The organism is Bradyrhizobium sp. HKCCYLRH2047 (genome assembly GCF_051168175.1).
GTDB lineage: Bacteria > Pseudomonadota > Alphaproteobacteria > Rhizobiales > Xanthobacteraceae > Bradyrhizobium.
The window spans coordinates 57,661-69,883 of record NZ_JBNPUM010000016.1 but is presented as its reverse complement, the minus strand read 5'-3'; the positions used below and the strand labels follow the sequence as shown (position 1 = coordinate 69,883).

Genomic DNA, 12,223 nt, shown 5'->3' with positions numbered 1-12,223 from the left:
ATCGCCCTGCAACTCGAACACCGCCTGGCGGTGCTCCGCGGTCAACCGCTTGGAATCGTTGAGGCCCTTCGGGATAAGCGCGGGATCGAGAATGACGGCGGCGGCAGCAGCGCGCGCTCGCGCCGGAAGCTCGGCGGCGCCACAGCGATGACGCCCTTGCCGAGCTTGGCGGAGGTCTTGCCTGTGGCACTCTGCGGCGCAGCCTTGGTCACGGCCTTTGCAGCGTCACTCTTCACCACGGCACCGCTCGCGGCCCTCACCCTGCCCGGCTTCTTTGAATGACGGCGGCGGCAGCAGCGCGCGCTCGCGCCGGAAGCTCGGCGGCGCCACAGCGATGACGCCCTTGCCGAGCTTGGCGGAGGTCTTGCCTGTGGCACTCTGCGGCGCAGCCTTGGTCACGGCCTTTGCAGCGTCACTCTTCACCACGGCACCGCTCGCGGCCCTCACCCTGCCCGGCTTCTTTGACTGATCGCGAATCATGGCCGGCATGGTGCGAAACCGCCGGCGGCGGCCAACCCGAACGGACCTCAATTCCCTGCTATTCAAAAGCCGCGACCGCGCCTCTTGACCTCGCAGAGCTGATAGAGGCAGGCGGCTCGACGGCTTGCCCCTCTTTCCAACCACTGGAAAGTTCCTGCGTTTTCGACCGCAACCGCCAGACGCAGATAGTCTCCAGTGGCAGGCGCCGCATGACTATCGCCCCAACACCCCGGCCGCAAACACTTCGTGGACGTCGATGGCAGCAATTCAATGCAGCTTGACGCTAGAACAAACTCAACTGCTGCCCGCCGCCCTTTGGCCGGACGAAATGATCGGTCGTCAGCTTGGTCCGGCGCTTGTTCAGCCCCAGCTTTTCGCAGGCGATCTCGAAGCGGCGGCCGATCATCCAGGCCATCGGGCCTGTCCCCTTCATCCGCGTGCCCCATTGCGAGTCGTAATCGCGGCCGCCGCGCATGTCGCGGATCAGGGTGAAGACGTGGCGGTAGCGGTCGGGATAATGCTCGAGCAGCCATTCGCGGAACAGGTCGCGCACCTCCAGCGGCAGCCGCAGCAGCACATAGGAGGCTTCCTTGACCCCGGCATGGGCGGCGGCATCGAGGATGCGCTCGATCTCGCTGTCATTGAGCGCCGGGATCACCGGCGCCACCATCACCGTCGTCGGGATGCCAGCCTTGGACAGCGCCTGCAGCGCCTCCAGCCGCTTCGATGGCGTCGACGCCCGCGGCTCCATGGTGCGCGCCAGCTTCGGATCCAGCGTGGTCACTGATATCGCGACCTTCGCCAGGTTCTTCTTGGCCATCCGCGCCAGGATGTCGGCATCACGCATCACCAGCGCCGACTTCGTGACGATCCCGACGGGATGGCCAACCTTTTCCAGCACCTCGAGGATGCCGCGCATGATCTTCCGCTCGCGCTCGATCGGCTGGTAGGGATCGGTGTTGGTCCCGATCGCGATCATCCGCGGCTCGTAGCCGCTGGCCGCGAGCTCCTTCTCCAGGAGCGCGGGCGCATCCGGCTTCACGAACAGCTTGGATTCGAAGTCGAGGCCAGGCGACAGCCCGAGAAACGCATGGGTCGGGCGCGCGAAGCAGTAGACACAGCCGTGCTCGCAGCCGCGATACGGATTGATCGAGCGATCGAAACCGATGTCCGGCGAGTCGTTGCGGGTGATGACCTTGCGCGAGGTATCGGTCGCGACCGTGGTCTTGAACGGCGGCAGGTCTTCGAGGCTCTGCCAGCCGTCGTCGAAGACAACGCGCGCCTCCGCCTCGTAGCGGCCGCTCGCATTGGATTGTGCACCCCGGCCGCGGCGCCGGCCCCGTTCGATGGCGACCGCGAGTTCCGGGAAGTCCTTGTCAGGACCGAAAGAAGGCGCGCCCGCCGGCTCGGAGGGCACCGGGACCGGCGGGCGCTTGAGGGCATGTGAAGATGCTCGGCTCATGGCCAAGACATAGCACACAAAAAGAACATTACAAGAACAAAAGAGAACATCTGCGTGGTGGTTCTGAGCCGGCGCAAGGCCAACCATCACATTCCCGTTCTATCCTCGCAGCGCACTGGAACGGGACGGTGCGGCGTTACTCTAATGCACTCTCCCGCGGGCGCGAAGCGGACGGCAAGCGAGGTTACATGAACATCACGTCTTCCCACCAGACGATCCCGGCCGATGACCTCGACCTGCTCGACCGCTACTGGCGTGCGGCCAATTATCTCTCGGTCGGGCAGATCTATCTGCTCGACAACCCGCTGCTGCGCGAGCCGCTGAAAGCGGAGCACGTCAAGCCGCGCCTGCTCGGCCACTGGGGGACGACGCCCGGACTGAATTTCATCTACGCCCATCTCAATCGCGCCATCCAGGCCCAGGATCTCAGCGTCATCTATATCTGCGGTCCCGGCCATGGCGGTCCGGGCATGGTCGCAAACACCTATCTCGAAGGCACATACAGCGAGATCTATCCGGATATCACGGGCGATGCCGATGGCCTGCGCAAGCTGTTCCGGCAGTTCTCCTTCCCTGGCGGCATTCCGAGCCATGCGGCGCCGGAAACGCCGGGCTCGATCCATGAAGGCGGCGAGCTCGGCTACGCGCTGGTGCACGCCTATGGCGCGGCGTTCGATAATCCCGATCTGATCGTGGCCTGCGTGGTCGGCGACGGCGAGGCCGAGACCGGCCCGCTCGCCGCGTCCTGGCATTCGAACAAGTTCCTGAACCCGGCCCATGACGGCGCGGTGCTGCCGATCCTGCATCTCAACGGCTACAAGATCGCCAATCCCACCGTGCTCGGCCGCATGGGCGACGCCGAGCTCAAATGCCTGTTCGAAGGTTACGGTTATGAGCCGCTGTTCGTCGAAGGCGCCGAGCCCAAGGCGATGCATCGGCAGATGGCGGACGCGCTCGATGTCGCGCTCGCAAGCATCCGCTCGATCCAGCAGAATGCGCGTCAGCCGGATGCAACGATCCAACGGCCGCGCTGGCCGATGATCGTGCTGCGCAGCCCGAAGGGCTGGACGGGCCCGAAGGAGGTCGACGGACTCAAGGTCGAAGGTTTCTGGCGTGCCCACCAGGTGCCGATCGCCAATCCGCGCGGCAAGCCGGAGCATCTCGCGCTGCTCGAAGCCTGGCTGAAGAGCTACGAGCCGGACACATTGTTCGACGCGCAGGGCCGGCTGATGCCGGAGCTGCAGGCGCTGGCGCCGAAGGGCGCGCGGCGCATGGGCGCCAACCCGCACGCCAATGGCGGCTTGCTCAAGCGTGAGCTCAAGCTCCCAAACTACCAGCATTTTGCGGTCGACGTGTCCTCTCCGGGACAGACCATCGCTGAAGCCACGCGCGAACTCGGCAAGTTCCTGCGCGACGTGATCACGCTGAATGCAGAGACACGCAACTTCCGCATCATGGGCCCGGACGAAACCGCCTCGAACCGGCTCGATGCCGTGTTCGAGGTCACCGAGCGGGTGTGGATGGAGGGCATCGAGCCCTACGACGTCCACCTCGCCCATGACGGCCGCGTCATGGAGGTGCTGAGCGAGCACCTCTGCCAGGGCTGGCTGGAAGGCTATCTGCTCACCGGCCGCCACGGCCTGTTCTCCTGCTACGAGGCGTTCATCCACATCGTCGATTCGATGTTCAACCAGCACGCCAAATGGCTGAAAGTGTCACGCGAGCTGCCGTGGCGGCGCCCGGTCGCGTCGCTGAACTATCTCCTGACCTCGCATGTCTGGCGGCAGGACCATAACGGCTTCAGCCACCAGGATCCGGGCTTCGTCGACCTCGTCGCCAACAAGAAGGCGGACATCGTCCGCATCTACTTCCCGCCGGACGCCAACACGCTGCTGTGGATCGCCGACCACTGCCTGCGCACCTATGACCGCATCAACGTCATCGTCGCCGGCAAGCAGCCTGCGCCGCAATGGCTGTCGATGCAGGATGCGGCCATCCATTGCGACGCCGGCATCGGCATCTGGTCGTGGGCCGGCACCGAGCCCGCCGACGAGGAGCCCGACGTGGTGATGGCCTGCGCCGGAGACGTCCCGACTTTGGAAACGCTCGCTGCCGTCGATCTGCTGCGCAAGGAATTGCCCGACCTCAAGATCCGCGTCGTCAACGTCGTTGACCTCATGACCCTGCAGCCGAAGCAGGACCATCCGCACGGCCTCAGCGACCGCGACTTCGACAGCCTGTTCACGACCGACAAGCCGGTGATCTTCGCCTATCACGGCTATCCGTATCTCATCCATCGTCTCACCTACAGCCGCACCAACCATGCCGGCATGCACGTGCGCGGCTTCATCGAGGAAGGCACCACGACGACTCCGTTCGACATGGTCGTGCTCAACGAGCTCGACCGTTTCCACCTCGCCATCGAGGCGATCGAGCGCGTGCCCGGCCTCAGTGTGTCGGCGGCCCATGTGAAGCAGAAATTCCGCGACGCACTGATCGAGCATGCCCGCTACATCCGGGCGCATGGCGAGGACATGCCCGAGATCCGCGACTGGGTCTGGCCGAACAGCACCGGCGACACCACGCCGACACAGGCAGGCGACTGACGTCGCCCGCACACCTTGTATGACGGTTCGATGAATGATCCAACGCAAGGACTTGCGTGCGGTGCTGAGGCACGGTGACGGCATCGGAAACCTGATCGATGCCGTCATGAAATCCCAGATCATCAAGGAGCTCGGCGAAGCCGACATCCTGCTGCCGTCACTGATTGCCGACGGTCTCGCTGCCAACGACCGTGTCAAGGTGCGCATGAGCGCGCTGCAGGCCGCCGCCCAGCACGCTCAGGCGCCGGAACAGCGGCCGACCGATCTCTCGACCGAGTGCCGCGCCGCGCGCATCGCACCGGCTGATCTCGCGAGCCTGATCGGCGGCGCGCATCGCACCGCGACCGGACGCCTTGCCGCTCCCGGTCTCGCCGCGCTGATCGGTGATATCGAAAACGATACGCGCGCGATGATCCGCGCGGTCAACGCCGGACGAAGCTCCGAGGGCCAGTCTGCCGAACGCCGGCTCGGCACGATGCAACGCGCGGGCCTGCTGACGATAGGCGACGAAATCGATTTCACGCGCGTCGCGCGTCTGACTGGCGCCCAGGAAGAAGCGGACAGCCTGCACCGGCTGGTGATGGATCTCCACAAGGCGCTCAACCGCATCGCGGCCGACTGCGCCGAGGACACGCTCGACGGAGCTCATGTGTACGGGCTCGCCGCTGACGATAAGCCCGCTGTCGTCGCCTTCATGCGTGGGCTCAACGCGACGCGCGCACTCAAGTTCGACCATCCCGGCCTGGACACGATGGCGACCCGCGCCGGCGAACGCCTCCTAATCCAGAACGACATCGGCACCACCGATGCGCATGTCATGGTGATCGCGGTCCAAGGTCTGACGGTCACGGTCAACTACACCGACGTTCACCTCGCCCGCGCGAAGTTCTTCGTTCGCCTGTTCGATGGTTTCGCGGCGATCTGGAGCGGTCTCGACCGTCACACCGGGACGAACCTCGCGGACGAGAACGCGTTCTACCTGGTGACCGGCCAATTCCAGGGCAACACCGCGCAAGCGCGCGACGATTTCCTCACGGCACTCGGCGCCGCGCTGGTGTTCCTGATCGACTGGAACAAGGCCCGGAAACTGCTGCGGACCTGGCTGTCCAAGGATGATGCGATCAGACTTCTCGACTGGGCGGCGCGCAACCGGATCGGCCACCGCGCCTTCCTCGAGCTCGGCGGCAACGAACTGTTGGGTGCGGCCGTCCGGAACGCTGCGCCCCATCGTATCGGCTTCGGCGAACGTCTAGATCGCGCCCTGGGCCGCACCGCTGCAGTCGAATTTCTCAAGGCCGCGTTGCGTGCTGCGACCGAGGGCCTGCAGGCCGGCCGCTCGGTGCGGCTGGTCCGCGACCAGATCGAAGCCGATCTGGTGCGGCATCTCGATCGTGCCGACGGTGCGCTGCTCGCGATCGTGATGCGCCAGCTCGGCCTGGCCCACGACCTCGCCGCCGCGCTGAACCGCGATCTCAGTGCGCTGCAGTCCGGTGTTTCCGGCGACCGCAAGCTGCTGGCCGCACGCGCCAGCAGGATCGAACAGAAGGCCGACCGGATCGCGATCGAGGCCCGCGAGGAGATCACGCGGCTCAAGGCCGAGCCGCTGATCGCGCAACTGGTCGACCGGGTCGAAGAGGCCGTCGACGAGCTCGAACAGGCGGCGTTCATCGCCTCGCTCGCGCCGGCTGCGATGCCGCCAACGCTGTCGGCGGCCTTGGCCGAGCTCTGCAAGGTCGCCATTGGCGGGATCGAGGCGGCCGCGAGCGGCCTCGCCGCCGCTGCCGAGGTGCCCGAAGGACGGCGGGCGGATTCCGATGATGCGCTCGCCGCCGTGCTGCGCCTCATGGACAGCGAACACGCGGCCGATGCGCAGGAACGCGCGATCACCGCCCTCGTGTTCACAGCGGGCTTCGACGTCGCGACATCGCTGTCCGGGCTGGAGCTGGCGCGCGCCATCGAGCGTGCGACCGACCGCCTGGCGAGCTTCGGACATCTGCTGCGCCAGTACATCATGATCGATCTCGCGGGTTAGGAACTGCCATGTCCATCATTTGCATTTTCGGCACGAACACCGAGCCATGCTCGGCCGAGACCGTCGGCGCCAAGGCCGCCAATCTGGCGCGCATGGCGACGCTCGGACTGCCCGTGCCGCCGGCCTTCGTGCTTCCCGTCGAGCTCTGCGCCGACATCATTGCGAACCAGGCCGATGCCGAACGGCGCCTGCGCGACGGCCTGCGGGCGGGCATCCGGTTTCTCGAACAGACGACCGGCCGGGTCTTCGGCGATCATCGCCGGCCCTTGCTTGTATCCGTCCGCTCCGGCGCTGCGCGATCCATGCCGGGCATGCTCGACACCGTGCTCAATGTCGGCTGCACCTCGGCTGCCATGCGCGGCCTGATCCGCAGCACCGGACGGCCGCGCCTCGCCTTCGACTGTCGCCGGCGCTTCATCGAGAGCTTCTCCGAGACCGTGCTCGGCTTCGATGCCGGGACGCTCGCGGCGCGGCGCGACGAGCTGGTTGCGCACGAAGGTGTTGCCAACGACCGGGATCTGGACAGCGAAGCCATTGCGCGGCTCGCGGCCGACGAACAGGCGCTGGTCGAGACCGGCAGCGATGGCTGGCTGGAGGATGCCGAAGCGCAGCTCATGGCCGCGGCGCGTGCCGTCTATGGTTCGTGGAGCAGCGAGCGTGCGCAGACCTATCGCAAGCTGCAGAACCTGGAGGACCTGCGCGGCACAGCCGTCACCGTGCAGACGATGGTGTTCGGCAATGGCGGTCTCGGTTCGGGCGCGGGTGTCGCGTTCTCGCGCGATCCCTCCACCGGGGCGCGGCAGCCCATGATCGACCTCGTGCTCGATGCGCAGGGCGAGGACGTCGTCTCCGGTCGCCGCATGCCGGACAGCGAGGATGCGATCACGCGCGCACTTCCCGCTCTGCGGGATGAGCTCGGTGCGGTGCTGCGGCAGCTCGAACAGGCATTCGGCGACGTGCAGGACGTCGAGTTCACCGTTGAAGATGGCCATTTGTGGATTCTCCAGACCCGGGCCGCCAAGCGCACGCCGCGCGCTGCGTTGAGGTTTGCGGTGGATTTGGTTCGCGAGCGGGTCATCGCGCCTCATGAGGCCCTGGAGCGGCTGGCCGACATCGATCTGGAGCGGCTGGTCGAGACGTCGCTGGTCGCGGCCGGCGCCCCGGTCGCAACAGGCATCGGTGCCTCCGGCGGCATCGCCACAGGGCGCGCCGCCTTCGACGCGGACGGCGCCAAGCGGCTGGCCGCCAGCGGCGAGCCGGTCATCCTAATGCGCCCGGATACCTCGACGGCCGATGTCGCGGGCTTCGCCGTCGCAGCCGGCATCGTGACGTCGGTCGGCGCACGCACCGCCCACGCCGCTCTGGTCGCGCGCCAACTCGGGCGGCCCTGCATCGTCGGCTGTCGTGCGCTCGAGGTGCGTGTCGAAGCCGGCTGCGCGACACTCGCCGGAACGCCGGTCGGAAGCGGCGACTGGGTGACCATCGACGGCGATCGAGGCTGCCTCTATCTCGGACGGCTGGAGATCGTGGCGACTCGACCCGACGCCGAGCTGGCCGAGGTCGCGGCCTGGCGCAGCGGTGCGACCCAGCCCGACAAACGGCTGTCCGCCTGACCCTCCCTTTTCCTCCCCGTGCCGCCAAACCGGCATGCTGCAAAATTCCGCAGCGCAGCGGGCTGATTTGGCTATGACAAGATGATAACAATCATGCCGGAGGCGCGACAGATAACGATGCCAGGTTCATGCTGAGCGTGATCATCCCGACCGAAGGTGTCGAGCAGACCGCCGTGGCCACCCTGTCGGCGCTGGTGCCCGGCGCTGCGGCCGGTGTCGTCACCGAGGTGCTGCTGGTCGATCGCTCGCCCGATTCCAGCGTGATCGAACGTGTCGCCGACGTTGCCGGCTGCCACTTCATGAAGTTCGAGGGCTCCCAGGCCGCTGCCCTCGCGGCAGGGGCGGCGAAAGCGCGTGCGCCCTGGCTGATGTTTCTGCCGGCCGGCGCGATGCTCGATCCCGGCTGGATCGACGAAACCATGCAGTTCGTCCAGAGCGTCGCCGCCGCTGGCCGGCCGCGCGCCGGCGTCTTCCGTTATGCCTGGTCTCCCTATGCCGCCATCAGCCTGCGCGACCGGCTGCGCGCGGTTGCGCGGGTCCTGGTCGGACCGCTCGGCGATCAGGGCCTGCTGATCGCCAGGGATCACTACCGGCAGCTCGGCGGATACAAGCCCGACCACAAGCGCGCCGAGACGCGGCTGCTGCGTCAGCTCGGCCGGTCCTCGCGGACGATGCTGCGCAGCCGGATCGTGATGGTGTAAGCGGCACGACCATACTTGCCAAAGTCAACCAATTGGTTGACAATGGCAAATATTGGAGGCGCCCCCATGAATTCCACCCCAGCCGACGGCCAAGTCGCCGCCATCCGCGCGTTCAACCGCTTCTACACCAGGAAGCTCGGCGCACTGGACCAGCATCTGCTCGACAGTCCGTTTTCGCTGGCCGAGGCGCGTGTGCTCTATGAGCTCGCACAGTACGAGGCCATCTCGGCCAAGGAGATCGGTCTCTCGCTCGGCCTCGATGCCGGCTATCTCAGCCGCATCGTCCAGAGCTTCGACGAGCAGGGGCTGATCACCCGCACGCCTTTGCCAACCGACCGCAGGCAGCAGCAGCTCGGCCTGACCGCGAAGGGACGGCAGGCCTATGCCAAGCTCGACCGCAGCTCGCAGAAGGAGATCGCGGCCATGCTGGCGCCGCTGGCGCCCTCCGTGCGCGACCGGCTGGTCGGTGCAATGACGACGATCGCGACCGCCCTGGAGCCGCAGCAGCCGGGCCGCTCCCCGGTCCTGCTGCGCAGCCATCGTCCGGGCGACATCGGCTGGGTGGTTTCAAGGCATGGCGCCGTCTACGCCGAGGAATATGGCTGGGACGTCTCGTTCGAGGCGCTGGTCGCCGAGATCGGCGCACAGTTCATCAGGAGCTACGATCCGGCGCGCGAGCACTGCTGGATCGCCGAGCTCGCGGGCGAGCCGGTCGGCTCGATCTTCCTGGTCAAGGGCAGCGGCGAGGTCGCCAAGCTGCGGCTGCTGCTGGTCGAGAAGAAGGCACGCGGGCTCGGCGTCGGCCGGGCTCTGACCGAACAATGCATCCGCTTCGCGCGCGAGAAGAACTACAGGACGATCGAGCTGTGGACGCAGAGCATTCTCACCGCCGCACGCGACATCTATGCCCGCGCCGGGTTTCGCAAGATCGCCGAGGAGCCGCACGCCATGTTCGGCGTCCCGCTGACCGGCGAGACATGGCGGCTGGAGCTGTAGCCCGCGCTGCTTGTGATCGTAACAACCGCCGGTAGGCCGAGATCACCTCCACAACAGGCTGCGCATGCCGATTGCGAAGTTCCGTCGCGCCGGTAGTATCGCGCCAAACCGGGGCGGGTATTGGCAGTGATGCAATCGATGGTGCGTTCGAAGCTTGCGGCGCTAGTCGCGCTGGCAGGCTTGTTTGGGGTCGAGGCCGGGACGGCGGCGCACGCCGCACCCAAAGGGCGCGCAACGGTCGCGATTACGCGCACGACGGACTTCCTCTATCTGGCGGCGCCGGCGGCGATCGAAATCAATGGCGTTAAGGTGGCGAGCCTTGGCCGCGGCGAGAGCTATAGCGGCCCGATTGCGCCGGGCGCCACCACGATCACCGTATCGACATGGTCCTCGCCGGGCTCGTCGAACATTCGTTTCACCGCCGTGCCCGGCAAGACCTATCGGATGGTCGTGGGGCCGCGCGGCCAGAATTTCGCGGCCAGCATGATGGGCGGCCTCATCGGCGCGGCGATCGAAGGCGGCGGCGCTTTCGATATCGTACCAACGAAGTGAGACGCGCGATCAACGCGCGATACGGCATCGCGCCGTGGCCCTACGCCGTCGCGCCCTGCGCCTTGGGCCGGCGCAGATGCTCGTCGAGCCGCGGCATGATCTCGACGAAGTTGCAGGGTCGCGTGCGATAGTCGAGCTGGGCGGCGAGGATGCCGTCCCAGCCGTCACGGCAGGCGCCCGGTGATCCCGGCAGGCAGAAGATGTAGGTCGCCCCGGCGACGCCGGCCGTGGCCCGGCTCTGGATCGTCGACGTCCCGATCTTGGCGTAGCTCAGCATGTGGAAGGCGATCGAGAAGCCGTCCATGCGCTTCTCGAACAGGGGCTCGATCGCTTCCGGCGTGACGTCACGGCCGGTGAAGCCGGTGCCGCCGGTGGTGATGACGACGTCGACGCCGGGGTCGGCGATCCACGACTTCACCACCGCACGAATCTTCTCGACATCGTCGGTGACGATCTCGCGCGCCGCGAGCTTGTGGCCGGCGGCGGTCAGGCGGTCGCTCAAGGTGGTGCCGGACTTGTCGTCGGCGAGCGAACGCGTGTCCGACACCGTCAGCACGGCGATGTTGAGGGGAATGAAGCTCTTGCTCTCGTCGATCGCCATGAGCGCGTCTCCCTACAGCGAACCGGCGCTGAACGTATTGCAGGCCTGCACCGTGCCCTGCTGGTAGCCGACCATGAACCAGCGCTTGCGCTGCGCGGCAGAGCCATGGGTGAACGAATCCGGCACCACGCGTCCGGTCGCCTTCCGCTGCAGGGTGTCGTCGCCGATCGCCGAGGCTGTCGTCAGCGCGGCGTCGATGTCGCCATCCTCGAGGAAGCCCGGACGCTTCTTGGCCTCACGATTGACCCACACCCCGGACAGGCAATCGGCCTGCAGCTCGACCTTGACCTGCAGCGCGTTGGCTTCGGCCTTGTTGTCCGACTGCTGCTGCATCCGCGTGACGCGCGGCAGGATGCCGAGCAGGTTCTGGACGTGGTGTCCCGCCTCGTGGGCAATGATGTAGGCCGCGGTGAACTTGCAGGCGCTGCCCGAGCAGCCCCGGAAGCGCGTCTCGACCTCGCGGAAGAAGTTGGTGTCGAGGAAGATCTGCCGGTCCGGCGGACAGTAGAACGGCCCCATCGCCGACTGCGCCATGCCGCAGCGGCCGCCATTGGTGCTGTTGCGAAACAGCACGATTTTGGGCCCGGTATAATTCTGGCCGCTGGCCTGGAAGATCTCGCTCCAGCGGTCGTCGATCTCGCCGAGCACACCGGAGATCATGTCACCCATCTCGTCCTTCGGCGCGCCGGTCTTGCCGGGCGACCGCCGGTCGGCCTGCTCCATCGGCGCGCCGCCACGGGTGATCATCTCGGCGCCGCCGATCAGGATGCGCGGGTCGATGCCGAAGGCGTAGCCGATCAGGCCGAGCACGATGATGGTGCCAATGCCGAGCCCGCCGCCGCCGATCGGCAGACCCATACCGCCGCCCATCCCGCCGCCTTCGTCGCGACGGTCGTCGATGTCGTCGCTGCGACGGAAATCATCGTAACGCATGGCGGCCTTTCCTCACTGTCCTTGCGCGGCTCTGCGCGAAATGCCTAACGCGGCAAACAGGTAAAATTTCCACTGTGTTAATCAATAACCCGGCCGGCAAATTTTGCCTAGCGCGAGCCGAAAAATCCGGCATGTGCAACCTCCCCTCGCCGGGCGGCGGCGTGCGCGCGAAGCGAAAAAGCCCATCGCAATCGCCACGTTGCGCAGAGATCATCGCGCATCGACGAACGGCTCATCATCGTCGGTG

The 12,223-nt window shown here is 66.6% G+C and carries 10 protein-coding genes and 1 pseudogene; 6 read left to right on the top strand and 5 right to left on the bottom strand.

Translation table 11 applies throughout. The features are described from left to right. Positions 1-12: 12 nt before the first annotated feature. The 3 genes and pseudogenes from ACQR1D_RS28625 to ACQR1D_RS28615 form a co-directional block, all read right to left on the bottom strand. A pseudogene (locus ACQR1D_RS28625) lies at positions 13-239 on the bottom strand (ribonuclease HII); the annotation flags it as partial. Further along, complete coding sequence (locus ACQR1D_RS28620; protein WP_434894214.1) at positions 226-426, bottom strand: hypothetical protein; 201 nt, start codon at positions 424-426, stop codon at positions 226-228. The pseudogene ACQR1D_RS28625 and the gene ACQR1D_RS28620, both read right to left, overlap by 14 nt. Positions 427-763: 337 nt before the next feature. Beyond that, entirely contained in the window at positions 764-1,942 is a 1,179-nt protein-coding gene (locus tag ACQR1D_RS28615) for a PA0069 family radical SAM protein (RefSeq protein WP_315802880.1), read from the bottom strand. A 188-nt stretch (positions 1,943-2,130) separates the two neighbouring features. Here ACQR1D_RS28615 and ACQR1D_RS28610 point away from each other — a divergent pair, with 188 nt between their 5' ends. The 6 genes from ACQR1D_RS28610 to ACQR1D_RS28585 all read left to right on the top strand — a co-directional run bounded on the left by ACQR1D_RS28610 (position 2,131) and on the right by ACQR1D_RS28585 (position 10,442). Further along, complete coding sequence (locus ACQR1D_RS28610) at positions 2,131-4,548, top strand: phosphoketolase family protein (RefSeq protein WP_434894215.1); 2,418 nt, start codon at positions 2,131-2,133, stop codon at positions 4,546-4,548. A gap of 106 nt (positions 4,549-4,654) precedes the next feature. Next, entirely contained in the window at positions 4,655-6,580 is a 1,926-nt protein-coding gene (locus tag ACQR1D_RS28605; protein ID WP_434894221.1) for a hypothetical protein, read from the top strand. A gap of 8 nt (positions 6,581-6,588) precedes the next feature. Continuing rightward, positions 6,589-8,193: a PEP/pyruvate-binding domain-containing protein gene (locus ACQR1D_RS28600; RefSeq protein ID WP_315802822.1), complete on the top strand. Its 1,605-nt coding sequence runs from the start codon at positions 6,589-6,591 to the stop codon at positions 8,191-8,193. 128 nt (positions 8,194-8,321) lie between these two features. After that, entirely contained in the window at positions 8,322-8,894 is a 573-nt protein-coding gene (locus ACQR1D_RS28595; RefSeq protein ID WP_434894216.1) for a glycosyl transferase, read from the top strand. Between the two features lie 66 nt (positions 8,895-8,960). Then, positions 8,961-9,890: a bifunctional helix-turn-helix transcriptional regulator/GNAT family N-acetyltransferase gene (locus ACQR1D_RS28590; protein ID WP_316217310.1), complete on the top strand. Its 930-nt coding sequence runs from the start codon at positions 8,961-8,963 to the stop codon at positions 9,888-9,890. 138 nt (positions 9,891-10,028) lie between these two features. Beyond that, positions 10,029-10,442, top strand: a complete 414-nt coding sequence (locus ACQR1D_RS28585) for a hypothetical protein (RefSeq protein WP_434840451.1) — start codon at positions 10,029-10,031, stop codon at positions 10,440-10,442. A gap of 40 nt (positions 10,443-10,482) precedes the next feature. On the opposite strand, the gene moaB is transcribed toward ACQR1D_RS28585, so the two are convergent. Both moaB and ypfJ read right to left on the bottom strand, forming a co-directional pair. Beyond that, complete coding sequence (gene moaB, locus ACQR1D_RS28580) at positions 10,483-11,043, bottom strand: molybdenum cofactor biosynthesis protein B (RefSeq protein ID WP_434840452.1); 561 nt, start codon at positions 11,041-11,043, stop codon at positions 10,483-10,485. Between the two features lie 12 nt (positions 11,044-11,055). Then, on the bottom strand, positions 11,056-11,976 hold the full coding sequence (gene ypfJ, locus ACQR1D_RS28575; protein WP_315802817.1) for a KPN_02809 family neutral zinc metallopeptidase: 921 nt from the start codon (positions 11,974-11,976) through the stop codon (positions 11,056-11,058). Positions 11,977-12,223 lie beyond the last annotated feature (247 nt).

Excerpts from the sequence above, each read along its gene's own strand:
- ACQR1D_RS28615 (WP_315802880.1), bottom strand. The coding sequence starts at position 1,942 with ATGAGCCGAGCATCTTCACATGCCCTCAAGCGCCCGCCGGTCCCGGTG.
- ACQR1D_RS28610 (WP_434894215.1), top strand. The coding sequence starts at position 2,131 with ATGAACATCACGTCTTCCCACCAGACGATCCCGGCCGATGACCTCGAC.
- ACQR1D_RS28605 (WP_434894221.1), top strand. The coding sequence starts at position 4,655 with ATGAAATCCCAGATCATCAAGGAGCTCGGCGAAGCCGACATCCTGCTG.
- ACQR1D_RS28600 (WP_315802822.1), top strand. The coding sequence starts at position 6,589 with ATGTCCATCATTTGCATTTTCGGCACGAACACCGAGCCATGCTCGGCC.
- ACQR1D_RS28595 (WP_434894216.1), top strand. The coding sequence starts at position 8,322 with ATGCTGAGCGTGATCATCCCGACCGAAGGTGTCGAGCAGACCGCCGTG.
- ACQR1D_RS28590 (WP_316217310.1), top strand. The coding sequence starts at position 8,961 with ATGAATTCCACCCCAGCCGACGGCCAAGTCGCCGCCATCCGCGCGTTC.
- ACQR1D_RS28585 (WP_434840451.1), top strand. The coding sequence starts at position 10,029 with ATGGTGCGTTCGAAGCTTGCGGCGCTAGTCGCGCTGGCAGGCTTGTTT.
- moaB (WP_434840452.1), bottom strand. The coding sequence starts at position 11,043 with ATGGCGATCGACGAGAGCAAGAGCTTCATTCCCCTCAACATCGCCGTG.
- ypfJ (WP_315802817.1), bottom strand. The coding sequence starts at position 11,976 with ATGCGTTACGATGATTTCCGTCGCAGCGACGACATCGACGACCGTCGC.